Here is a 22,984-nt window from a genome sequence, read left to right as displayed (position 1 = left end):
TCCCTACCCGGTTCAAAGCGCCGGGTTCAGTCCGCGGGCATCTTATTTGGCTGCAGGCCGTGCCTCTACCACTTCAATGTCCACACGGCGGTTTTTGGCGCGGCCTTCTGCCGTGGCGTTGTCGGCCACTGGCTGGCTTTCACCGCGCCCCTCGGTACGAATGCGCTGGCGATCCACGCCTTTGCTGACCAGGTAGGCCTTGACCGAATCGGCGCGTGCCAGTGACAGGCGCTGGTTGTAGGCATCCGTGCCCACGGAATCGGTATGGCCCACGGCGATCACCACGTCGACGTTGACGCCCTTGAGGCGGTCCACCAGCGCGTCGAGCTTGCCCGTGCCACCGGCCTTGATGGTCGACTTGTCAAAGTCAAACAGCGTATCGGCCGACAAGCTGATCTTGGCGGGAAGCGCCTGTCCGGGTGCGGGTGCCACCGTCGCACGTGCGCGCGGCGGAATGACCGTCCCCGCCTTGATTTTCTCCATGGTATCGACCACGGTCTCATCCTGCGGGCACAGCTCGGCCGGGTCGATGCCGGTGCGGTCCTGCCCGGCATCCTGGGCGCTGGGCACATCGCCGCGCTTGACGTTGAGCGCCGTCACCAACTGCCCCATGCCCGCCAGCGTGCGCGCCTGCGCAATGATCTGGTCGTAGCTGGCGTTGACGTAGGAGCGGTTGGCCTGGAAGTATTCGTTCTGGCTGTCCAGCAGGTCCAGCAGCGTGCGCTGGCCCAGCTCGAACTGCTGCAGGTAGGCTTCGCGCGATTTCTCGGTCGACAGCCGGTGCTGGTCGCGGTAGGCCAGCTGCTCGTTGAGGGTTCTCACATCGCTGAAGGCGATCGACAGGGTCTGGCGCACGTCGCGGCAGGCCTTTTCCTTCAGGTCGCGCGCCTGCTCGTGCAGGTCGACCGCCTGGCGCTCGCGCGCCTTGTCGGCGCCGCCGCGAAACAGGTTGTAGTTGAGCACCAGCTCGATGCCATTGACGCGGGTGGTGCCGGTCACGCCCTGCAGGTTGCGGTCCCGCGAGTCATACAGCCGCAGGTCCACGCGCGGCATGTAGGCGGCCTTGCGTGAGGCGATGGCCGTTTTCATGGAGCGCACGTTCTCCAGCGCGGCATTGATGGTGGGGCTGTTGGGCAGGCCGTCTTTCATCAACATTTCGGTGGAGGCGGGCATGGGGCCGATCTGAAACTTGGCGGGCAGCTTGGGCAGGGCCTCCGGCGGCTTCTCGCCAACAATGCGCAGGTAGCGTGCACTCACATCGTGCAAGTTGGTCAGCTCGGTCAGCAGGTTGGCCTCGGCCAGCGCGAGACGGCCGGTGGCCTGCTCGACGTCGACGCGGCGGCCCACGCCGGCACTGGAGCGCTCTTCGACCTGGCCGGTGGTCTGCTTGTGCACGACGTAGTTTTGCGTGGCCGTATCGACCAGCTCGCGGTAGCGCACGACGTCGGCGTAGGCGCGCACGGCTTCGAGCGCGGCGGTCTCGGAGACTTCCTGCAGTTCGTAGTAGCGGGTGAGCTTGGCGTAGCCCAGGCGCTTGACTTCGTTGGGCGTGAACAGCCCGTCAAACAGCATCTGGTTGAGCGTGAGCGTCGTGCCACGGAAGTTGTAACGGCCATAGTCGGTCAATGGCGTCTCGCGGCTCTCGCGGCCGGTGCCGGCGCGCAGGTCGATCTGGGGAAAGTAGCCGCCACGGGCCACGTCTCGCTCGTTGCCGGCAGCCTGGAAGCCGTGCCAGCGGGCCTGCACCTCGGGGTTGCTGACTACCGCCTTGCGTGCTGCGTCAATCATGGGCTCGGGCAATGTCTGTGCCTGCGCTGCCAGGCTCGTCAACACGGCCGCAGCGATTATTGAGAAGTTCGCTTTCATGCAACCACCTTGTTAGTTAGTGTTTCGGGGTATTGGTTATAGCCTCAAAATGTTGGTTTGGATATCCCCTATTCTTGGGATGCGCATCACGCGCCGCGCAGGGTTTGCTGCCCCGCCGGCTTTGGGTTAGGCTTGCCGCCATGTGGACCGCTGCCATGACACGTCAGGCCCTTCGCGCCCGTCTCGTGCCTTGGGGCAGAGGGTGCTTGCTCGCCCTGCTGGTGGCGCTGGGCGCGTCAATCGCGGCACCTGACCTCGACAAAACACAGGCCCTGGCCCTGCAGCGCTACGGCTCGCGGGCTTCAGAGACGGTGGTGGCGTGGCGCCGGCTGATCGAAGAATCGCGCGCGCTGCCCGATGCGGACAAGCTCGACAAGGTCAACACCTTCTTCAATCGACGCGTGTTGTTTGAAAGCGACATAGCCATCTGGCAGCAGGAGGATTACTGGGCCACGCCGCTCGAGTTCATGGGCCGCGGTGCCGGAGATTGCGAAGATTTCTCGATAGCCAAGTACCTCACGCTGCAAATGCTGGGCATCGGCAACGACCGCTTGCGCCTGATTTACGTCCGCGCCCGCATCGGTTCGACCACGACCGTGGCCCACATGGTGCTGGGTTTCTATCCCCAGCCGACCGACGAACCGCTGATTCTCGACAACCTGATCAGCAGCGTGCGCCCTGCCTCGATGCGCAGCGACCTTGCACCGGTCTTCAGTTTCAACAGCGCCGGTTTGTGGGTGGGTGGCGGCACGTCCTCCCTGGCCGACCCCACCACACGCCTGTCGCGCTGGCGCGATGTGCTTGACCGCATGCGCCAGGAAGGCCTGTCGCCATGATCTCCTCACCCCCTGATCCGTTCCTGCCCTGACCATTTACGCCCTGATTCATTCCCTCACTCAGCGAGTTACCACCATGTCCCTTATCAAACAGCTCTGGATCGCCATCATCGTGGTCATGACCATTGCCTTCGGCGGCAGCATGGTCGTCAGTGTGTTGTCTGCACGCCACTACCTGGAGCAGCAGCTGCAAGTGAAGAACATCGACAACGCCACGGCGCTGGCCCTGTCGCTGTCGCAGTTGCCCAAGGACCCAGTCACGGTCGAGCTGCAGGTGGCGACGCAGTTTGACGCCGGGCACTACCGCTTCATCCGCATCGTTTCGCCCACCGGCCAGACGGTGGTGGAGCGCGTCTTCACCGGTCAGCTGCAAGGCGCACCGGCCTGGTTCGCCCGGCTCATCCCGATCCGCGCAGTGCCCGGCCAGGCGCTGATCCAGGATGGCTGGAAACAGTACGGAACGCTGACCCTGGCCAGCCACGAGCAGTATGTGTACAAGAGCCTGTGGGACGGCACGCTGGAGCTGCTGCTGTGGTTTGTGCTCGGCAGCGTGATCACCGGCATCGCCGGCACGCTGGCCATACGCTTCATCACCCGGCCGCTGGGCGATGTGGTGGGCCAGGCCGAGGCCATTGCCGAGCGCCGCTTCCTGCGCATCGCAGAACCCCGCACGCCCGAACTGCGCAGCGTGGTGCGCGCCATGAACAGCATGGTGGAGCGCCTCAAAGCCCTGTTCAGCGAGGAGGCCGCCCGCCTCGAAGCACTGCGCCAGAAGGTCAACCTCGACGCGCTAACCGGGCTGTCCGGGCGCGAGCATTTCCTGTCGCAGCTGCGCGAGTTGCTGGTGGGCGAGGACTCTGGCGCCGAGGGCGTGCTGGTCATGCTGCGCGTAAACGACCTGAACATGCTGAATGCCCGTCTTGGCCACCAGCGTGCAGATACGCTGCTGCAGCAACTCGGTGGCGTGCTCAAGGACAGCATGCGGGAGCACAGCGGCCAGCAGGCGGGGAGGCTCAAGGGCGGTGATTTTGCCCTGGCCTGCCCGGGCATCACCTCCCCGGCACAAGCGGCCAGCGAGCTGCACCAGCGCCTGAACCAGGCCTGGCTGCCCAACTGGGTGGCCGAAGTGCCTGACCTGTTCCATCTGGCGGCCGTACCCTATCAGCGCGCAGAAAGCATAGGCGATCTGCTGAGCCGCGCCGACGAGGCCCTGGCCCGTGCCGAGGCCGAGGGGCCGAACAGCTGGCATGCCAGCGAAGCGGACAGCGGCAGCACCGCACGCCCCGCCGAGCAGTGGCGCAGCCTGCTCACCGAAGCCGTCGCCAGCGGCAAGCTAAGGCTCGCCTTCTACCGCGTGGTCGGCAGCGGCAGCCAGAACGCCATTCACCAGGAAGGCGTGATCCGCCTGCAAATCGACGACACAGGCACCCTGCTGCCCGCCCGTGACTTCATGCCGATGGCCGCGCACCTCAACCTCAGCGCGCCGATAGACCTCGAGGTGGTCAGGCTCGCCATAGCCCATCTGCGCACCACGCCCGGCGACATCGCGGTCAACCTGTCGGCCGAAACCATCGCCGACTTCAGCTTCCGCTATGAGCTCAGGATGCTGCTGGAATTCCACCCCGAGATCTGCAAGCGTCTGCTGTTCGAGGTACCCGAGCAAGGCGTCTTCAAACAGTTCAATGCCTTCCGCGACCTGGTGCTCACCCTCAAGCCACTGGGCTGTCGCGTCGGCATCGAATACTTCGGCCAGCGCTTTGCCGAGGGTGACAAACTCGCCGACCTGGGCCTGGACTACATCAAGGTCCACCCCAGCTATGTGCGCGACATTGCCCACAACCCGGGTAACCAGGAATTCCTCAAGGGCCTGTGCAAGGTGGCACGCAATTTCGGCATCGTGGTGATAGCGCTCGGCGTCGAGTCCGACAGCGACCTGCCGCTGCTGGCCTCGCTCGGATTTGACGGGGTGACAGGGCCGGGTGTAAAGTGAGTCAGTTGTGCTGAAGGCGGTGGCCGGTTCATTCATGCCACGCCCTATCGATCGGAATTGCCGTGAACTGCATGAAGTCCGTGCCTGCCGGATGGCCCCTTGGGTCCATGGGGGTCATTGGGGCAATTGGCCTGGTCTGGGCTGCAGGCTCCGCGCTGGCACAGGCTCCCCGGGCTTTGGAAGCAGCGGCCCTGCAAACACCAGCGGCCGTACTGGCGGACGAGCCACCCGCGCTGCGCCGTCTGATGCAGCAAGCCGGCGAGCTGGAGTCGGCGGTCGACACGAACGACAACGCCTGGCGCGCCGCCGTACTCTATTGCGAAGCATCCCGCTCAGGCAGCATTGAGGGGCAATACCGCCTGGGCGTGCTCTATGCCTTTGGCAAAGGCGTCCCCGAAAGCCGGCCGCTCGCTGCTGCCCTGTTCTCCCAAGCCGCCTCGCAGGGCCATGCGCAGGCAGGCCAGATGCTCGACAGCATTCAGTTGAGTTCGGCCGAACTGCCCGCCTGTGTGACGCAGGCCCAATTGCCCGAGAAGGCGCCAACACGCGTTTTTCAGGATCTGCAACTCGACATGGCGTCTGGCAACATGCCCTCCATCGAGCACTTTCTGCAGGCCCTGCCGGCCCGCAAACGCTGGGTGATTCCGCTGGCAACAACGCTGAGCGCCTGGTATTCGCTCGATCCCCGGCTGGTCCTCTCCGTCATTGCGGTGGAGTCCAACTTCGAGTCCGGCGCCCAGTCGCCCAAGGCGGCCATGGGGCTCATGCAGCTGATTCCCGGCACCGCCGAGCGCTTCAATGTGCGCAACGCCTACAACGCCACCCAGAACATGCGCGGCGGCATGGCCTACCTGCGCTGGCTGCTCGCCTACTACCGCGGCAATATCGCCTATACGCTGGCCGCCTACAACGCCGGAGAGGGCCGGGTAGACCGCTACAAGGGCATACCGCCCTACCCTGAAACCCGTGCCTATGTGCGCCGCGTGATGGGCCTGTACGGGCGCAGCAGCCACGAGTTTGACGAGAACATCACCGATGCCTCGCCCTGGCTGCGACCCAAAGTCCCCTGACACAGTCCCCTGAACCGTTCAGCCCAGTCTCAAGCGCATAAAAAAAGGGCTGGCCGCCTGCGCGGTCTGCCCGGAGAAGATCAGCCCGGCCTGCGGAAACAGGCCGGACGGTTCTCAATCAGGGGGTGTTGTTCAGGTTGCCGTTATCCAGCAGCTTTTGAATGATATTGGTGTCGGTTGCAGAAGGGGCGAGACCCAGTCCGCTCTTCAAACCATCCAGGCTCATGTTGTCGAACGTGATGGTTTGCGTCGCCGCGAAGCTTCCTCCGTCATGGTCCACCGACAAGACGGCCTTGCCACCCACCTCCGAAAAGTGCAGGTACTGGCTCAGGCTGGTTGCAGAAGCAGCGTCTGTTCCAGCCAGTTCGCCTTGCAGCAAATCACGCAGATCGAGCACATCGCCTCCGCCGCCCAGCGTGAAGTCCTTGATGACATCGGCAGCCGGCGTTCCGACGGTACCTTGATCAGTCAAGCTCCATTTGAAGACGTCGGCGCCGCCGCCACCCTCCAGGATGTCGTTGCCGGCACCGCCGATCAGAACGTTGGCACTGCCATCTCCCGTAATGGATTCGGCGCTGGCCGTACCTTCGAAGGTGGAACTTCCTTCGATCGTGACACTCAGCGTCTGGCTTGCCGTGTTGTCTCCATCGGCATCCACGAGGGTGAAGCTAAAGTCCAGCGAAGCATCCTGCGTGTCGCTCGTGGTCGAGATGATGCCAATATCGGAAATTTTGATCACGTCATTGTCGACGGTATCGCCCCCGAATGCATCTGTCCCGCTCGATCCACCGGTGTCTCCAGTATCACGATTGAGGTCGATGCCCTCGCCGGTCACGGTTTCAGTCGAAACCAGCAACTGCGCGCCGTTGATCACCCAATTGCTGCTGCCGGTGTTGTAGTCATTGCTTTCAATGATCACCACGCCATCGCTGTCGTCCACGAACGTAATCCCATAAGGGTTCGATTCCGAAGACAGGTAAATATCCGAGTAATCGATCACGATGGCTCTGGTGGTTGTTTCCAGCGTATCGGGATTGATAAGCTTGAGGATCACCACGAAATCCTCGCCAACACCGAGCTGGTCGAGCTTGAGGTAGATACCGTTCGCCGTTGCAGTACCGGGTCCGGGGGTACCGTTTGACCCAGGGCTGGAGTTGTAGAAATCCATATTGAGCACTTCGCCGGCTTGCAAGGTATCGCTGGAAACGCCGTTGGAGCTACCTGAAATACTCACCCACGCCTGTGCACCGACAAAAGTCTCGCCGTTAGTGAACGCCGTATTGCCGTCGCTCGATTTGAAATCCACCGGGCCGCCGCCCTGCTCTTCGCCACCGGTAAACCGCACAAAGAACTCTTCTGCCAGCTTGGACACCACGATTTCCGGCTGAGCTTCCGACGGCCCAACCAGGTTGTAGCTTTCTTTGGAAAGCGTACCGCTGGTGGTCAGAATGCTGAAGCTTTCGATCGGCTCATCCAGCGTTAGCTCATAGGTACCGCTTACCTTGTCGAAGGTGAGCGTCCCATTGGCCTCTGTCAGTACGCCAGGGGTGAGCGGATTCGCTGCATAGGAGAACTGCACATCGAAGACCGCCTCGTTCGAATCTTCGGAAGCCCAGGTCACGGATGGTGTGGAAATTGCCGTCGCGCCGACCATGCCGGCCAGCGTGATTGCCGAAAAATCGGAGTCGGATGAACTGAACGTCGTCCGGCTGTCCGCGCCGATGATGTAGTCGAAAACGCCCGTGCCACCAGGAGACGGATTGCTGGAATTCGAATAAATAAGATCCGTCTTATCCAGAACAACGGGCACATCGTCAATGATGTCCACCAGGATGGTGCCGGTGGTGGTGTTGCCGTTGGCGTCCGTCACCGTGTAGCTGAAGCTGTCCTTGTCCTGCTCGGTGGTGACGCCGTTGTTGAGCGTCGCACCGTCGAAGGTCGTGTCCAGCGTGTAGGTGTAAGTGCCGTCGGCATTGAGCACCAGGTTGCCATAGGCACCGTTGGCGGTGCTGGTCAGCGTGTAGGTGTACGGGCCCGTGCCGCCCGACGGGGTGATCGCGCCGTTGAAGATTTCGCTGTTGCTCGCCGCATCGCTGCCCACCACGGGCAGGCCCGCTTCGTTGACCAGCGCGTCCGTGTCGCTTGCCGTCACCGTGACGTTGTTCACGCTGATCGTCAGCGTCGTGGTCGACAGGTCGCCGTCGCCATCCACGATGGTGTACACGAACGTGTCGGTCTGGTTGCTCGTCACCGCATCAGGATTGGCCTCGTAGGTGTAGCTGCCGTCCGCGTTCAGCGTCAGCGTGCCGTAGGTGCCGGCAATGCCTCCGCCCACACCACCGGACACCGGCACGGCTGTGTTGCTGCCCGCCGCCACGCCCACCACCGCGCCGGCACCAAAGCCATCGGCACCGGCCGTGTCGGCGCCAGCGCCCCCGCTCGTGGTGCCCGCGCCCGTCAGCACGTTGCCGGTCGTATCCGCGCCCTCGGCCACGCTGTCCGTGTCCGCACGTGCCGTCGGCACGTCGTCAATGATCTCAATGGTGATCGCGGCCGGTGCCGAAGTGGCCGTGCCGTCTGACGTGGTCAGCGTGAAGACATCGGTCTCCGTGCCATCCACATCCGTGGTCGGGCTGGTCAGCTCATAGGTGTAGCTGGCGACGCCGGTGCCGGCATCGTAGGCGGTGACCGTCAGGGTGCCGTTCGTACCCGCGAAGCTCTGGCCCACCAGGCTGCCAATCGCGACGGTGACGCCGTTGATGGTGACGCTCTGGATGTCGTCCAGGCCGTCCGCATCCGATACCGTGAAGGTGCCGAATGCAAATTCGGTGCCGGCCGCCGCATCGGAACCGATTGCCAGACCAGACTCGTACACCACGTCGTTGCCGCCTTCATTGCCGGGATCGGCGGTGATAATTGGCCCGTCATTGGTGCCGGTGATGGTGATGCTCACATCGGCCAGATTGCTCAGGTTGGCGCCATCGGTCACCTGGTAGACATCGGCAAACACCATGTTGATGGATTCGCCGTCGTCCAGTGCCTGCGCCGCTGCCTGGGTGGCTTCGTTCAGCGTGAAGGTGTAGCCGCCCGTCGCGCTGTCGATGACCAGCGTGCCGTAGGCATTGGTCGCCGTGATCGAGGGGCCGACCACGGACAGGGTCTGGCCGTCTGCATCGGTATCGTTGGGGATCACGTTGCCCGAGACGGAGATCTGGTCTTCAGTCAGGCTGTTGCTGTCGTCGACCGCCACCGGTGCGTGGTCATCGTCAATGATGGTCACGGTCGCCGTGTCGTTGATCAGGGTGGCCCCGATCGGATTGCTCAGGACAATGGTGAAGGTTTCATTGCCTTCGACCAGGATGTCTCCCACAATGTTTTCAGTCACGAAGAAGCCGATATAGCCGGCCGGGATGGTAACCGTGCCGGTGACCGCACCGTCGAAATAGTCCGCCGGATTGCTCGCGGTGCCGGGCACGATGGTGTAGGTGACCGTCACATCGGTCGTGGAGACCTGGTTCAGGGTAATCAGGAAGGTGACGGCCTTGCTGCCGCCGCCGGAGCCCTCGATCACATCGGCGGTCGAGACTGTGCCCTGGATCATTTCGCCGGTGATCAGGCCCGGGCCGCCCTCGCCTACACCGACCTGCACACCCACGGTAACGCCGACGCTGACCGTGGGTGGCACCGGCTCGGGAATCGACTCAATATCAGGCTGCAGCTCGGGCGGCACAAAGTTGTACTCGTAGGCCAGCGGGCTCACACCCTCGGCGATGCGCAGCAACTGCACAAAGCTGCTGCCGCCGTCAACACCGCCGCCGGGGACCAAACCGGCCGCGGTGGCTTCGAGTGACTGGTTCAGATCGGTCCCGCGTTCGAGCGCCTGGATGACGGCGTCTGCCGTGGCCGGCGTGGTGACCGCGCTGTCCTGGGCCGTGGGTCGCTGGTCGGACTGGACCACGTTTTCATCCAGGCGGATGCTTTGCGCGGGCGCAACAGCCAGCAGGCTGCCGTCTTCCATCAGGAGCTCGACCCGGACGTCGCCCACGGTGCGCACGGTTTCACCCTTTTGCAGGGTGTCACCAACCTTGAGGACGCGGGTCCTGCCCTGCACGTCGACAGCGAGGACCGAGCCATTTCCCGTGATGGCGGCGACGGTTGCGAATTGGGCCATGATGCTCTCCGGTAAAGAAAAAGAGCCTGGGCCCGCAGGCCCAGGGTATCACCCCTGATAACTCAAAGACTAAGGTTGCGCCACCGGCCTGTCTATTGGACTTTGGTCCATATTTGAGGCTACTTTTGGGCTGTTTTTGGGCTGTTTGGGCGGTAGCTCAACCCCGCGGACGCCCCCCTCAAAGCCGGACATTGTCGCCGTCGCCGGGCAGCAATTCAGCCGGTTGGCCAGCCTGGCCCGGGTTTGGCGCCGCTCCAGCAGCTTGGCCTGCAGTTCGACATGGCGTCGGGCGCCTCCCCGTCGATCAACTGCCTTCTGCAGGCCCGCAGCAAGCGCTGGGTAATTCCCGACACCGCCGAGCGCTTCAATGGGCGCGGAAGCCACGAGTTTGACGAGAACATCACCGATGTCTCGCCCTGGCTGGAGGCGAAGGGGCGTTGAGGCGGGTTGGCGAGCGCGCCACGCGGGACGCAAGAAAACCCCGGCGTTGGCGCGCCGGGGTTGGGACTGAATACTTGCTGTTTGGATTGCGTTGAAAGTTACCCTGTGTACTGTTGGGTCGCTTTCAACTCGTTCAGTATGTCCGTCACCGTATCTGTCGTGGTGTAGCTCGCAAGAAGAATTGTCTGCACATCGTTCGTCGATGCAGCTCCGGTGCCATCCGTCACATGGATCATGATCCCGCCAGCCTCTTGCGTAACATCCAGATACTGCGTTAGATCCGTTCCAGGCGCGCCCGGCAGCAGATCCAGAAGATTCAACGTGTCTCCTGCAGCAAAATCTGTCACGACATCGGCAGCCGGCGTTCCGACGGTACCTTGATCAGTCAAGCTCCATTTGAAGACGTCGGCGCCGCCGCCACCCTCCAGGATGTCGTTGCCGGCACCGCCGATCAGAACGTTGGCACTGCCATCTCCCGTAATGGATTCGGCGCTGGCCGTACCTTCGAAGGTGGAACTTCCTTCGATCGTGACACTCAGCGTCTGGCTTGCCGTGTTGTCTCCATCGGCATCCACGAGGGTGAAGCTAAAGTCCAGCGAAGCATCCTGCGTGTCGCTCGTGGTCGAGATGATGCCAATATCGGAAATTTTGATCACGTCATTGTCGACGGTATCGCTCCCGAATACATCTGTCCCGCTCGATCCGCCGGCATCACCCGTAGCACGATTGAGGTCGATGCCCGAGCCGGTCACGGTTTCGGTCGAAACCAGCAGTTGCACGCCGTTGATCACCCAATTGCTGCCACCGCTGTTGTAGTCATTGCTTTCAATGATCACCACGCCATCGCTGTCGTCCACAAACGTAATCCCATAAGGGTTCGATTCCGAAGACAGGTAAATATCAGCATAATCGATCACGATAGCTCTGGTTGTTGTAATTGTCGGGTCGCTGGCATCGACGAGCTTGAGGATCACAACGAAATCCTCGCCAGCACCGAGCTGATCGAGCTTGAGATAGATACCGTTCGCCGTTGCAGTACCGGGTCCGGGGGTACCGTTTGACCCAGGGCTGGAGTTGTAGAAATCCATATTGAGCACTTCGCCGGCTTGCAAGGTATCGCTGGAAACGCCGTTGGAGCTACCTGAAATACTCACCCACGCCTGTGCACCGACAAAAGTCTCGCCGTTAGTGAACGCCGTATTGCCGTCGCTCGATTTGAAATCCACCGGGCCGCCGCCCTGCTCTTCGCCACCGGTAAACCGCACAAAGAACTCTTCTGCCAGCTTGGACACCACGATTTCCGGCTGAGCTTCCGACGGCCCAACCAGGTTGTAGCTTTCTTTGGAAAGCGTACCGCTGGTGGTCAGAATGCTGAAGCTTTCGATCGGCTCATCCAGCGTTAGCTCATAGGTACCGCTTACCTTGTCGAAGGTGAGCGTCCCATTGGCCTCTGTCAGTACGCCAGGGGTGAGCGGATTCGCTGCATAGGAGAACTGCACATCGAAGACCGCCTCGTTCGAATCTTCGGAAGCCCAGGTCACGGATGGTGTGGAAATTGCCGTCGCGCCGACCATGCCGGCCAGCGTGATTGCCGAAAAATCGGAGTCGGATGAACTGAACGTCGTCCGGCTGTCCGCGCCGATGATGTAGTCGAAAACGCCCGTGCCACCAGGAGACGGATTGCTGGAATTCGAATAAATAAGATCCGTCTTATCCAGAACAACGGGCACATCGTCAATGATGTCCACCAGGATGGTGCCGGTGGTGGTGTTGCCGTTGGCGTCCGTCACCGTGTAGCTGAAGCTGTCCTTGTCCTGCTCGGTGGTGACGCCGTTGTTGAGCGTCGCACCGTCGAAGGTCGTGTCCAGCGTGTAGGTGTAAGTGCCGTCGGCATTGAGCACCAGGTTGCCATAGGCACCGTTGGCGGTGCTGGTCAGCGTGTAGGTGTACGGGCCCGTGCCGCCCGACGGGGTGATCGCGCCGTTGAAGATTTCGCTGTTGCTCGCCGCATCGCTGCCCACCACGGGCAGGCCCGCTTCGTTGACCAGCGCGTCCGTGTCGCTTGCCGTCACCGTGACGTTGTTCACGCTGATCGTCAGCGTCGTGGTCGACAGGTCGCCGTCGCCATCCACGATGGTGTACACGAACGTGTCGGTCTGGTTGCTCGTCACCGCATCAGGATTGGCCTCGTAGGTGTAGCTGCCGTCCGCGTTCAGCGTCAGCGTGCCGTAGGTGCCGGCAATGCCTCCGCCCACACCACCGGACACCGGCACGGCTGTGTTGCTGCCCGCCGCCACGCCCACCACCGCGCCGGCACCAAAGCCATCGGCACCGGCCGTGTCGGCGCCAGCGCCCCCGCTCGTGGTGCCCGCGCCCGTCAGCACGTTGCCGGTCGTATCCGCGCCCTCGTTCACGCTGTCCGTGTCCGCACGCGCCGTCGGCACGTCGTCAATGATGTCCACCAGGATGGTGCCGGTGGTGCTGTTGCCGTTGGCGTCCGTCACCGTGTAGCTGAAGCTGTCCTTGTCCTGCTCGGTGGTGACGCCGTTGTTGAGCGTCGCACCGTCGAAGGTCGTGTCCAGCGTGTAGGTGTAGGTGCCGTCGGCATTGAGCACCAGGTTGCCGTAGGCACCGTTGGCGGTGCTGGTCAGCGTGTAGGTGTACGGGCCCGTGCCGCCCGACGGGGTGATCGCGCCGTTGAAGATTTCGCTGTTGCTCGCCGCATCGCTGCCCACCACGGGCAGGCCCGCTTCGTTGACCAGCGCGTCCGTGTCGCTTGCCGTCACCGTGACGTTGTTCACGCTGATCGTCAGCGTCGTGGTCGACAGGTCGCCGTCGCCATCCACGATGGTGTACACGAACGTGTCGGTCTGGTTGCTCGTCACCGCATCAGGATTGGCCTCGTAGGTGTAGCTGCCGTCCGCGTTCAGCGTCAGCGTGCCGTAGGTGCCGGCAATGCCTCCGCCCACACCACCGGACACCGGCACGGCTGTGTTGCTGCCCGCCGCCACGCCCACCACCGCGCCGGCACCAAAGCCATCGGCACCGGCCGTGTCGGCGCCAGCGCCCCCGCTCGTGGTGCCCGCGCCCGTCAGCACGTTGCCGGTCGTATCCGCGCCCTCGTTCACGCTGTCCGTGTCCGCACGTGCCGTCGGCACGTCGTCAATGATGTCCACCAGGATGGTGCCGGTGGTGGTGTTGCCGTTGGCGTCCGTCACCGTGTAGCTGAAGCTGTCCTTGTCCTGCTCGGTGGTGACGCCGTTGTTGAGCGTCGCACCGTCGAAGGTCGTGTCCAGCGTGTAGGTGTAAGTGCCGTCGGCATTGAGCACCAGGTTGCCATAGGCACCGTTGGCGGTGCTGGTCAGCGTGTAGGTGTACGGGCCCGTGCCGCCCGACGGGGTGATCGCGCCGTTGAAGATTTCGCTGTTGCTCGCCGCATCGCTGCCCACCACGGGCAGGCCCGCTTCGTTGACCAGCGCGTCCGTGTCGCTTGCCGTCACCGTGACGTTGTTCACGCTGATCGTCAGCGTCGTGGTCGACAGGTCGCCGTCGCCATCCACGATGGTGTACACGAACGTGTCGGTCTGGTTGCTCGTCACCGCATCAGGATTGGCCTCGTAGGTGTAGCTGCCGTCCGCGTTCAGCGTCAGCGTGCCGTAGGTGCCGGCAATGCCTCCGCCCACACCACCGGACACCGGCACGGCTGTGTTGCTGCCCGCCGCCACGCCCACCACCGCGCCGGCACCAAAGCCATCGGCACCGGCCGTGTCGGCGCCAGCGCCCCCGCTCGTGGTGCCCGCGCCCGTCAGCACGTTGCCGGTCGTATCCGCGCCCTCGGCCACGCTGTCCGTGTCCGCACGTGCCGTCGGCACGTCGTCAATGATCTCAATGGTGATCGCGGCCGGTGCCGAAGTGGCCGTGCCGTCTGACGTGGTCAGCGTGAAGACATCGGTCTCCGTGCCATCCACATCCGTGGTCGGGCTGGTCAGCTCATAGGTGTAGCTGGCGACGCCGGTGCCGGCATCGTAGGCGGTGACCGTCAGGGTGCCGTTCGTACCCGCGAAGCTCTGGCCCACCAGGCTGCCAATCGCGACGGTGACGCCGTTGATGGTGACGCTCTGGATGTCGTCCAGGCCGTCCGCATCCGATACCGTGAAGGTGCCGAATGCAAATTCGGTGCCGGCCGCCGCATCGGAACCGATTGCCAGACCAGACTCGTACACCACGTCGTTGCCGCCTTCATTGCCGGGATCGGCGGTGATAATTGGCCCGTCATTGGTGCCGGTGATGGTGATGCTCACATCGGCCAGATTGCTCAGGTTGGCGCCATCGGTCACCTGGTAGACATCGGCAAACACCATGTTGATGGATTCGCCGTCGTCCAGTGCCTGCGCCGCTGCCTGGGTGGCTTCGTTCAGCGTGAAGGTGTAGCCGCCCGTCGCGCTGTCGATGACCAGCGTGCCGTAGGCATTGGTCGCCGTGATCGAGGGGCCGACCACGGACAGGGTCTGGCCGTCTGCATCGGTATCGTTGGGGATCACGTTGCCCGAGACGGAGATCTGGTCTTCAGTCAGGCTGTTGCTGTCGTCGACCGCCACCGGTGCGTGGTCATCGTCAATGATGGTCACGGTCGCCGTGTCGTTGATCAGGGTGGCCCCGATCGGATTGCTCAGGACAATGGTGAAGGTTTCATTGCCTTCGACCAGGATGTCTCCCACAATGTTTTCAGTCACGAAGAAGCCGATATAGCCGGCCGGGATGGTAACCGTGCCGGTGACCGCACCGTCGAAATAGTCCGCCGGATTGCTCGCGGTGCCGGGCACGATGGTGTAGGTGACCGTCACATCGGTCGTGGAGACCTGGTTCAGGGTAATCAGGAAGGTGACGGCCTTGCTGCCGCCGCCGGAGCCCTCGATCACATCGGCGGTCGAGACTGTGCCCTGGATCATTTCGCCGGTGATCAGGCCCGGGCCGCCCTCGCCTACACCGACCTGCACACCCACGGTAACGCCGACGCTGACCGTGGGTGGCACCGGCTCGGGAATCGACTCAATATCAGGCTGCAGCTCGGGCGGCACAAAGTTGTACTCGTAGGCCAGCGGGCTCACACCCTCGGCGATGCGCAGCAACTGCACAAAGCTGCTGCCGCCGTCAACACCGCCGCCGGGGACCAAACCGGCCGCGGTGGCTTCGAGTGACTGGTTCAGATCGGTCCCGCGTTCGAGCGCCTGGATGACGGCGTCTGCCGTGGCCGGCGTGGTGACCGCGCTGTCCTGGGCCGTGGGTCGCTGGTCGGACTGGACCACGTTTTCATCCAGGCGGATGCTTTGCGCGGGCGCAACAGCCAGCAGGCTGCCGTCTTCCATCAGGAGCTCGACCCGGACGTCGCCCACGGTGCGCACGGTTTCACCCTTTTGCAGGGTGTCACCAACCTTGAGGACGCGGGTCCTGCCCTGCACGTCGACAGCGAGGACCGAGCCATTTCCCGTGATGGCGGCGACGGTTGCGAATTGGGCCATGATGCTCTCCGGTAAGAAAAAAGAGCCTGGGCCCGTGAGCCCAGGTTATCAACACTGATGGCCTGAAGATTAAGGGGGTGTTGCCGGCCCGTCTATTGGACTTAGGTCCATATCTTGGGCTATCCGGTAATAATTCCGCAATTCCGCGACTACGTGGGGCGGCGCTGTCCCCAATACGGTTCAGTCAAGTTATTCACCCTGAATCGGAATGACCAAAACCTTGACTTGTCATGGCGGGCTTAACCCGCAATCCATGGATCCCGGATCAAAGTCCGGGATGACAAGCCAGGGGCAAGGGATTAACTGAACCGTTTTGGCGCTACCCCGTGCGCCGCATCAAAGCGGGAAGCTGTCGCCGTCGTCGGGCAGCAGTTCCAGCCGGTTGGCCAGGCTGGCCCGGGTCTGGCGTCGCTCAAGCAGCTTGGCCTGGGCCGCAGCGGGCAGGTCGGTGAACTGAATGAGCCCCCGGTTGATGAGCACGTCGATCAGGTCCTCAAGCACGCGGGCCAGGCCGGCATCGGTCTGGCTCAATGGATTGGTCTGGCTGGACACTTCACGTAAGAACTGTTCCACCCCGGGATCGGCCGCATGCACGGCCTCCCAGCCTGCGGCCAGCGCGTCTTGCGCGCTCAGGGCTTGCCGGGTCACGGCGACGATGCGTCCCGCGGCATCGCGACGGCACAGCAGCGCGCTTGAGGGTGGCGGTGTATCAGTCATGACAATAGCTCCCGCTCAGGGGTCTGCGCCGTATCAGCGGAGGCTGCAAGGCGCAGCACCAGTTGCAGGCGATCGCGCACGCCCAGTTTCTCGAACACGGCGCCGAGGTGGGCTTTGACGGTGCGCTCTGAAATATGCATCAGGGTGGCCACCTCCTTGTTGGAGCGCCCGGCCGAGACGGCGTGGGCCACTTCGGCCTCCCGTGCGGACAATTGGGCCCAGGCGTTCTGGTCAGGCGCCACCGCGGCAGCGGGTGCCGCAGGGAGGCGTGCCAGCGCCGCATGGGTCGAGGCGACCAGCCGGCGCATCAGGTCCGGGCCCACCCACAGGCCGCCATGCTCGACGACCAGGGCGACCTCCTGCAACAGTGCAGGCACGGCATAGGCATGGGTATAGCCGCGCGCACCCTTGTCGAGGGCATCCAGGCCTTCGAGGGGGTGGGGCCGGCCGGACACCACCACGACAGGCACTCCGGGCAGGGCCTGCAAAACCTGGCGCAGCTGCACGGCCCACTGCGCATCGGCGGTGCTGAGCCATATCAGGCTGGCATTCGCTGGCCGACCGCGCAAATGGGCCAGCATGGCCGGCGCCTCGTGCACCCGCCCGGCGGGAAACGCCTCGCACCAGCGCTCCGGCACGGGCGCGGCGGGCGTGGTGAGGAACAGGTGCTCGATACTCATCGCTCGTTCATCGCTTGCTCAGCGCTCAGTCAGGGCGTTGGCTCTGGCCCGCAGTACGGGTTTGAGCAGATAAGCCAACACCGACTTCTTGCCAGTGAGGATGTCAACCTGCGCCACCATGCCCGGAATGATGGGGAGGTTGGGCCCCAGGCTGGGTTTGTGTGTGCGCACCCGCACATGATAGAAGGCATTGCCTTTTTCGTCGATGACCGAGTCTGCGCCAATGTTGATCACATCCGCCTCCAGTCCGCCGTAAATGGAAAAGTCATAGGCGCTGAACTTCACCATGGCCTGCTGCCCGGGACGCAGGAAGGCAATGTCCTTGGGGGTGATTTGTACCTCCAGGATCAGCGCGTCGTCCAGCGGGACCACCTCAACCACTTCCTTGCCGGGTTGCACCACCGCCCCCATGGTATTGACCAGCAGGCGCTTCACGGTGCCGCGCACGGGCGACTTGATATCGGCATGCTTGACTTTGTCTTCAAGCGCCCGACCCCCTTGCGACAGGGTGGCCAGCTTGTTCATGGTCTCTGACAGCTCGCCGCTCATCTGGTTGCGGCTGGTGAGCTGCACTTCCTCGATCTTGCGCGTGGCCTCCAGGATGGAGGACTGCACGCGCGAGATTTGCGCCGTGGCCTGCTCCCGGTCGCCGCGCAAGCGGGCGACGTCGCGCTCGAGGCGCAACACCTCTACCTCGGAGACGGCGCCGGTGGCGATCATGGGGCGCGTGGCGTTGAGCTCCCTGTTCATCAGTTCCAGGCTGCGTTCGGCCTGGTCACGGCGGGCAAGGACTTCATTGAGCTCCTGCTGGCGCTGGGACAACTGGGCCTGCGATATGTAAAGCTGGGCACCGATTTCGGCCCGGCGTGATTCATACAGGCGCAACTCCTGCGCAACGACATCGGGCGCTTCACGCACCAGGTCCGCAGGCGGATTGAACGGCGTGCCCCGCGTCAGTGCCTCCAGCCGCAAAGCCTTGGCCTGGTAAGACAGCTGGGCGGCGCGGCTTTCCTGCATGGTGGAGACAAAGCGTGTCGGGTCCACGCGCATCAGCAGCTGGCCGGCGTCGACGATCTGCCCCTCCCTGACGAGCAGGGCCTCCACGACACCGCCGTCAACACTCTGGATGATCTGCACCTGGCTGGTCGGCACCACGCGGGCCTCACCCCGGGTGACTTCATCGAGCTCGGCAAAGTAGGCCCAGATCACCAGCAGAACCAGGACGCCGGCGGCCAGGCGCAGCAGCCGCCTGGCGCGCAGGGGTTCCTGCTGCAGGCGGGCCCAGTCGGCATCACCGGCCCAGTCGAGCGAGTCCTGCTCCTCCACCGGCGTGAGCCGCTTGACCAGCGGATCGAAAGCCCTCGGGCTGGATTCTGCCGACCGGTTGACCCAGCTGCCCAGACGTTCAAAAGCTTTTTCGCTAAGCCAGGCCATCACGCAGCCTTTCCAATGCGCCCCTGGCGCAGTGCAGTGACCACCTGGTCCTTGGGTCCGTCCGCGACGATGCGGCCGCCGTCCATGACAATGATGCGATCCGCCAGCTCCAGCACCGAGGTGCGGTGGCTGATCAGCAGCACGGTCTTGCCGACCGAAAACTCCTTCAGGCGGCGCTTGATGTCTTCTTCGCTGGAGTAGTCCATCGACGAGGTGGGCTCGTCCAGCAACAGGATGGGGGGGTCGTTGATGACCGCACGCGCGATGGCCACGCCCTGGCGCTGCCCGCCAGACAGCGACTCGCCGCGCTCGCCGACCAGCATGTCGAAGCCCTGCGGATGCTGGTTCACCAGCCCGATGATGCCGCCGATTTCGGCCGCCTTCACGATGTCGGCATCTTCTGCCAGCGGGGAGCCCAGGGTGATGTTGTCCCTCAGGCTGCCGTAGAACAGCATCACGTCCTGCTGCACGTAGCCAATCTGGCGCCGCAGTTCGGCGGGGTCGAGCTGGCGCAGGTCAACGCCATCGACCAACACAGCCCCGGCCGTAGGCCGGTACAGGCCCAGAATGAGTTTTTCCAGCGTGGTCTTGCCCGAGCCGATGCGCCCCAGGATGGCCACCTTTTCCCCCGGCTTGATGCTGAACGTCAGGTTGCGCAGTGACGGCGTATCCTGGCCCGGGTAGTTGAAGCTCACATCGCGAAAGTCGATGGCTCCCTTGAGGTGGCCACGGCTGATGAAGGTGGTGTCGTCGGGGCGCTCCACGTCGCGCGCCATCATTTCATTGAGTGACGTCAACGCGGTGGCGGCCGTGTGGTACTGGACCAGCAGGCCCGCCACCTGCCCCACCGGCGCCATGGCGCGCGAGGCCAGCATGGTGCAGGCAATCAGGCCACCGACGGTCAGCTCGCGCTCGGCAATCACGTAGACGCCGATGATGACGATGACCAGGCTGATGAGTTGCTGCACAAATGCCGAGGTATTGCTGGAGGTGGACGACAGCAAACGCAACTGCGCGCCCACCCGCGCCAGCAGCGCCGCGCTTTTTTCCCATTTGTGCTGGATGGCTGACTCGGCGCCCAGCGCCTTGAGGGTTTCGAAGCCCACCAGGCCTTCGATCAGTGTGGCGTTGCGCTGCGCGGCCGCGCGGTAGGTGGTTTCTGCCAGTTCGTGCATCCGCCCCTGCACAGCCAGCGCGTACAGCAGCATGATGAGCGCGCCCACGCCAAGGGGAATCAGCATGGGCCAGGAGATCCAGCCAATCACGATCATGAAAATGAGCGCGAACGGCAGGTCAATGAAGGCCACCACGGTGGCCGAGCCGATGAAATCGCGCACAGACTCAAACGCCCGCAGGTTGGAGGCAAACGAGCCGGCGGAAACCGGCCGCTGCTCCATGCGCATGCCGAGCACACGCTCCATGATGAAGGCCGACAACTTGACATCGGCGCGGCTGCTGGCGAGGTCGACAAACCGGCTGCGCAGCGTGCGCAGCACCAGGTCGCTCACCAGCATCAGCATCAGCCCGATGGCCAGCACCCACAGGGTTTCAAACGCGTGGTTGGGCACCACCCGGTCGTACACATTCATGACGAACAGGGGCAGGCCGAGCGCAAACAGGTTGGCCAGCAAGGCGGCCAGCAGCACGTCGCGGTAGAGCGGCCGGCTCTCGGCCATGACGCTCCAGAACCAGTGGCCATGACGGCCGGCGCGCACTTCGGGGGCGCGTGCGTCAAAGCGCAGGCTGGGCCGTACATAGATGGAGACGCCCGTGTAATCTGCCTGCAGATTCGCCAGGGGAACCATCACGGGCGCATCGCCGAGCTCGGGATAGACCATGCGGGCGGCGCTGCGGTCTTCATTGAAGCCCAGCAGCACGCACGCCTTCTGGCCATGCAGCAGCACAATGGCGGGCAGCAAGGCATCCTTGAGCCGGTCGAGGTTTTTTCGGACCAGCTGGCTGCTGAGCCGGGCCCGCCGGGCCGCGCGGACAAACAGGCTGGGCGTCAGGCGCTGGTGTTCGGCCGGAAGACCCGCCATGATGGCGTCCCGCGTCAAAACTTCGCCATGGGCCCGCGCGACAATCAGCAAGCAAGCGAGCAACTCATCGTGCGCGGAAAGCACCGCGGCCGATTTTCCATCTCCTGAGATCTGACCAATGGACATTTGTCCTCCCGCTCACCGACACACCTAGTTCCAGTTTCAGTGTAACAAGATATGTCTGAAGCATCCAGAGTCGTGATCCCTTGGAACAAGGTGGCCAGGAGCCCTCGGGCTTGGTGCGTGGAAAGCGAAAATCGCCTCTGAAAAGGGCAGTTTTTGCCGGATTTGTAGACCCGGTTTCGTAGCCTCGCCATGGGGCAAAAAAACGGGGAAAACGGGAATATTACCGCTGCGGTCGATTTTCAACCGGCGATCCCCCGGCCCGACCGGCTAGGCGTTGGCTGGCACAGGCGATGGCATGGGCGCTGAGGCAGGGTTTATCAGGGCGGCCGGATCCTCGGCATCCAGCACCTGCGCGGCCCAGACGCTGAGCTTGCCGGCATCAGCCCGCAAAATTTGCTGCTTGACCGCCAGGATGCGCGACGGATGCATGGAAAAGCTGCGCAATCCCAGCCCCAGCAGCAGCCGCGTCATGCTCACATCGCCAGCCATTTCCCCGCACACGCTGACCCCTTTGCCCTGCGCATTGCATTCGGCGATCGTGTCGGCCACCAGACGCAGCACCGCCGGATGGCAAGGGTCGTACAAATGCGCCACGGACTCGTCCGCCCGGTCAATCGCCAGTGTGTACTGGATGAGGTCATTGGTGCCTATGGACAGAAAGTCGAAGTATTTGAGGAAAAGCTTGAGCGAGAGCGCAGCCGCCGGAATTTCGATCATGGCGCCCAGACGCACCGGGCCATAGGGCGTGCCCTTGTTGTCCAGCGTGGCGCGTGCGTGATCAATCATCGCCATGGTCTGGCGAATCTCGGTGCCGTGGGCCAGCATGGGCACCAGCAAATTGACCTGGCCATGCGCCGCCGCGCGCAGGATGGCACGCAGCTGCGTCAAAAACATCGGCGGGTCGGCCAGGCTCCAGCGGATGGCGCGCAGGCCCAGCGCCGGATTGAGGTGGCTGTCCTGCGCCTTGTCGATCCGGTCCAGCGGTTTGTCCGAGCCCACATCAACGGTGCGAATGGTCACCGGCAGGCCGTGCATGCCCTCAACAGCTTTGCGGTAAGCCTGGTACTGCTCCTCCTCATCGGGGAGGTCGCCACTGCGCCCCATGAACAGGAACTCGCTGCGGAACAGCCCGACGCCGACGGCACCCGCATTGACCGCGCCCACGGTGTCCTCGGGCATTTCAATATTGGCCAGCAGCTCCACCCTCTGTCCGTCTATCGTCACGGCGGGGGTGTGCTTGAGCCGGTTCAGCCGCTCGCGCTCCAGCTCACCCTGGCGCTGCTTGAAACCGTACTCGGCCAGGATGATGGGTGAAGGGTCGACAATCAGCACACCGGCGTCGCCGTCGATGATGACCCAGTCGTCCTGCTCGATCAGCTGGCTGGCGCTGCGCGCGCCCACCACCGCCGGGATGTCCATGCTGCGCGCCACGATCGCCGTGTGCGAGGTCTTGCCGCCAACGTCGGTCGCAAAACCGGCAAACAGGCTCTTCTTGAACTGCAGCATGTCGGCCGGGGAGATGTCGTGCGCGATCAGCACCAGGGGCACATCCATGGTGTCGTCCAGCAGCAGCCCCTGCGAGAGCTTGCGGCCGGCGCCGGCAGGCCCCACCGGCTGCACCGGTGAGGCCACGCCTTTCATGTACCGCAGGATGCGTTCCACCACCTGCTCCAGGTCGGCCTTGCGCTCACGCAGGTACTCGTCTTCCATGTCATCGAACTGGCGGGCAATGATTTCGTACTGCGTGGCCAATGCCCACTCGGCGTTGTAATGGCGTTCGGTGATCCAGTGCTTCACGCCGCTGATCAGCTGCTCGTCCTGCAGCAGCATCAGGTGAACGTCCAGCAGGGCAGCCAGTTCGTGCGGCGCATCCGGCGGCAGCTCCTGCTGCAGGCGGGTAATTTCTTCCGCCACGGCATTGCGGGCCACCCGGGCGCGCGTGATCTCTTCAACGACCCTGGCGGGGTCGACGAAGTAGTGCGCCACATCGGCACGGCTGGACGCCACGAGCACGGCACGGCCAATCGCAATACCCCGCGAGACCGCCAGACCGTGGACTGAGAACGTCATTCAAATTCCCCTATTCCAATTAACA

12 protein-coding genes are annotated in these 22,984 nt (G+C 63.5%); 4 read left to right on the top strand and 8 right to left on the bottom strand.

Annotated elements, in window-relative coordinates; all coding sequences use genetic code 11:
* Window positions 1-42: 42 nt before the first annotated feature.
* Entirely contained in the window at window positions 43-1,866 is a 1,824-nt protein-coding gene (locus BPRO_RS30770) for a TolC family outer membrane protein (RefSeq protein WP_011481282.1), read from the bottom strand.
* Window positions 1,867-2,021: 155 nt separating this feature from the next.
* Between BPRO_RS30770 and BPRO_RS01555 the strand changes: the two genes are divergently transcribed.
* The 3 genes from BPRO_RS01555 to BPRO_RS01545 all read left to right on the top strand — a co-directional run bounded on the left by BPRO_RS01555 (window position 2,022) and on the right by BPRO_RS01545 (window position 5,762).
* Window positions 2,022-2,702 (top strand): transglutaminase-like cysteine peptidase, encoded by a 681-nt coding sequence (locus tag BPRO_RS01555; protein WP_049764053.1) that lies wholly within the window; start codon window positions 2,022-2,024, stop codon window positions 2,700-2,702.
* A 76-nt stretch (window positions 2,703-2,778) separates the two neighbouring features.
* Entirely contained in the window at window positions 2,779-4,692 is a 1,914-nt protein-coding gene (locus BPRO_RS01550) for a bifunctional diguanylate cyclase/phosphodiesterase (RefSeq protein WP_011481280.1), read from the top strand.
* A gap of 71 nt (window positions 4,693-4,763) precedes the next feature.
* Complete coding sequence (locus tag BPRO_RS01545) at window positions 4,764-5,762, top strand: transglycosylase SLT domain-containing protein (protein WP_011481279.1); 999 nt, start codon at window positions 4,764-4,766, stop codon at window positions 5,760-5,762.
* A gap of 118 nt (window positions 5,763-5,880) precedes the next feature.
* On the opposite strand, the gene BPRO_RS01540 is transcribed toward BPRO_RS01545, so the two are convergent.
* Window positions 5,881-9,933, bottom strand: coding sequence for a retention module-containing protein (locus tag BPRO_RS01540; protein WP_011481278.1), 4,053 nt, complete (start codon window positions 9,931-9,933; stop codon window positions 5,881-5,883).
* Between the two features lie 243 nt (window positions 9,934-10,176).
* On the opposite strand from BPRO_RS01540, the gene BPRO_RS01535 reads away from it, so the two are divergent.
* Entirely contained in the window at window positions 10,177-10,374 is a 198-nt protein-coding gene (locus BPRO_RS01535) for a hypothetical protein (RefSeq protein WP_041388200.1), read from the top strand.
* 98 nt (window positions 10,375-10,472) lie between these two features.
* Here the strand turns inward: BPRO_RS01535 and BPRO_RS01530 are convergent, their stop codons facing one another.
* From BPRO_RS01530 to ptsP, 6 genes are all read right to left on the bottom strand, one after another.
* Window positions 10,473-15,893 (bottom strand): retention module-containing protein, encoded by a 5,421-nt coding sequence (locus BPRO_RS01530; RefSeq protein WP_011481276.1) that lies wholly within the window; start codon window positions 15,891-15,893, stop codon window positions 10,473-10,475.
* Between the two features lie 336 nt (window positions 15,894-16,229).
* Window positions 16,230-16,610 carry a hypothetical protein gene (locus tag BPRO_RS30305; RefSeq protein ID WP_011481275.1) on the bottom strand — a complete coding sequence of 127 codons (381 nt, stop codon included), beginning with the start codon at window positions 16,608-16,610 and terminating at the stop codon, window positions 16,230-16,232.
* The gene (locus BPRO_RS01520) at window positions 16,607-17,290 is read right to left on the bottom strand and encodes a helix-turn-helix transcriptional regulator (protein WP_011481274.1); all 684 of its coding nucleotides are present in this window, start codon (window positions 17,288-17,290) and stop codon (window positions 16,607-16,609) included. Before BPRO_RS01520 ends, BPRO_RS30305 begins: the two co-directional genes overlap by 4 nt.
* 18 nt (window positions 17,291-17,308) lie before the next feature.
* Entirely contained in the window at window positions 17,309-18,724 is a 1,416-nt protein-coding gene (locus BPRO_RS01515) for an HlyD family type I secretion periplasmic adaptor subunit (protein WP_011481273.1), read from the bottom strand.
* The gene (locus BPRO_RS01510; RefSeq protein ID WP_011481272.1) at window positions 18,724-20,889 is read right to left on the bottom strand and encodes a type I secretion system permease/ATPase; all 2,166 of its coding nucleotides are present in this window, start codon (window positions 20,887-20,889) and stop codon (window positions 18,724-18,726) included. Before BPRO_RS01510 ends, BPRO_RS01515 begins: the two co-directional genes overlap by 1 nt.
* A gap of 267 nt (window positions 20,890-21,156) precedes the next feature.
* The gene (gene ptsP / locus BPRO_RS01505) at window positions 21,157-22,959 is read right to left on the bottom strand and encodes a phosphoenolpyruvate--protein phosphotransferase (RefSeq protein ID WP_011481271.1); all 1,803 of its coding nucleotides are present in this window, start codon (window positions 22,957-22,959) and stop codon (window positions 21,157-21,159) included.
* Window positions 22,960-22,984 lie beyond the last annotated feature (25 nt).

The sequence above is a fragment of the Polaromonas sp. JS666 genome (assembly GCF_000013865.1).
Lineage (GTDB): Bacteria > Pseudomonadota > Gammaproteobacteria > Burkholderiales > Burkholderiaceae_C > Polaromonas.
This window is presented reverse-complemented; position numbering and strand designations above follow the sequence as displayed.

Excerpts from the sequence above, each read along its gene's own strand:
- BPRO_RS01515 (WP_011481273.1), bottom strand. The coding sequence starts at position 18,724 with ATGGCCTGGCTTAGCGAAAAAGCTTTTGAACGTCTGGGCAGCTGGGTC.
- BPRO_RS30770 (WP_011481282.1), bottom strand. The coding sequence starts at position 1,866 with ATGAAAGCGAACTTCTCAATAATCGCTGCGGCCGTGTTGACGAGCCTG.
- BPRO_RS01540 (WP_011481278.1), bottom strand. The coding sequence starts at position 9,933 with ATGGCCCAATTCGCAACCGTCGCCGCCATCACGGGAAATGGCTCGGTC.
- BPRO_RS01545 (WP_011481279.1), top strand. The coding sequence starts at position 4,764 with ATGAAGTCCGTGCCTGCCGGATGGCCCCTTGGGTCCATGGGGGTCATT.
- BPRO_RS01555 (WP_049764053.1), top strand. The coding sequence starts at position 2,022 with ATGACACGTCAGGCCCTTCGCGCCCGTCTCGTGCCTTGGGGCAGAGGG.
- BPRO_RS01510 (WP_011481272.1), bottom strand. The coding sequence starts at position 20,889 with ATGTCCATTGGTCAGATCTCAGGAGATGGAAAATCGGCCGCGGTGCTT.
- BPRO_RS01550 (WP_011481280.1), top strand. The coding sequence starts at position 2,779 with ATGTCCCTTATCAAACAGCTCTGGATCGCCATCATCGTGGTCATGACC.
- BPRO_RS01520 (WP_011481274.1), bottom strand. The coding sequence starts at position 17,290 with ATGAGTATCGAGCACCTGTTCCTCACCACGCCCGCCGCGCCCGTGCCG.
- ptsP (WP_011481271.1), bottom strand. The coding sequence starts at position 22,959 with ATGACGTTCTCAGTCCACGGTCTGGCGGTCTCGCGGGGTATTGCGATT.
- BPRO_RS30305 (WP_011481275.1), bottom strand. The coding sequence starts at position 16,610 with ATGACTGATACACCGCCACCCTCAAGCGCGCTGCTGTGCCGTCGCGAT.
- BPRO_RS01530 (WP_011481276.1), bottom strand. The coding sequence starts at position 15,893 with ATGGCCCAATTCGCAACCGTCGCCGCCATCACGGGAAATGGCTCGGTC.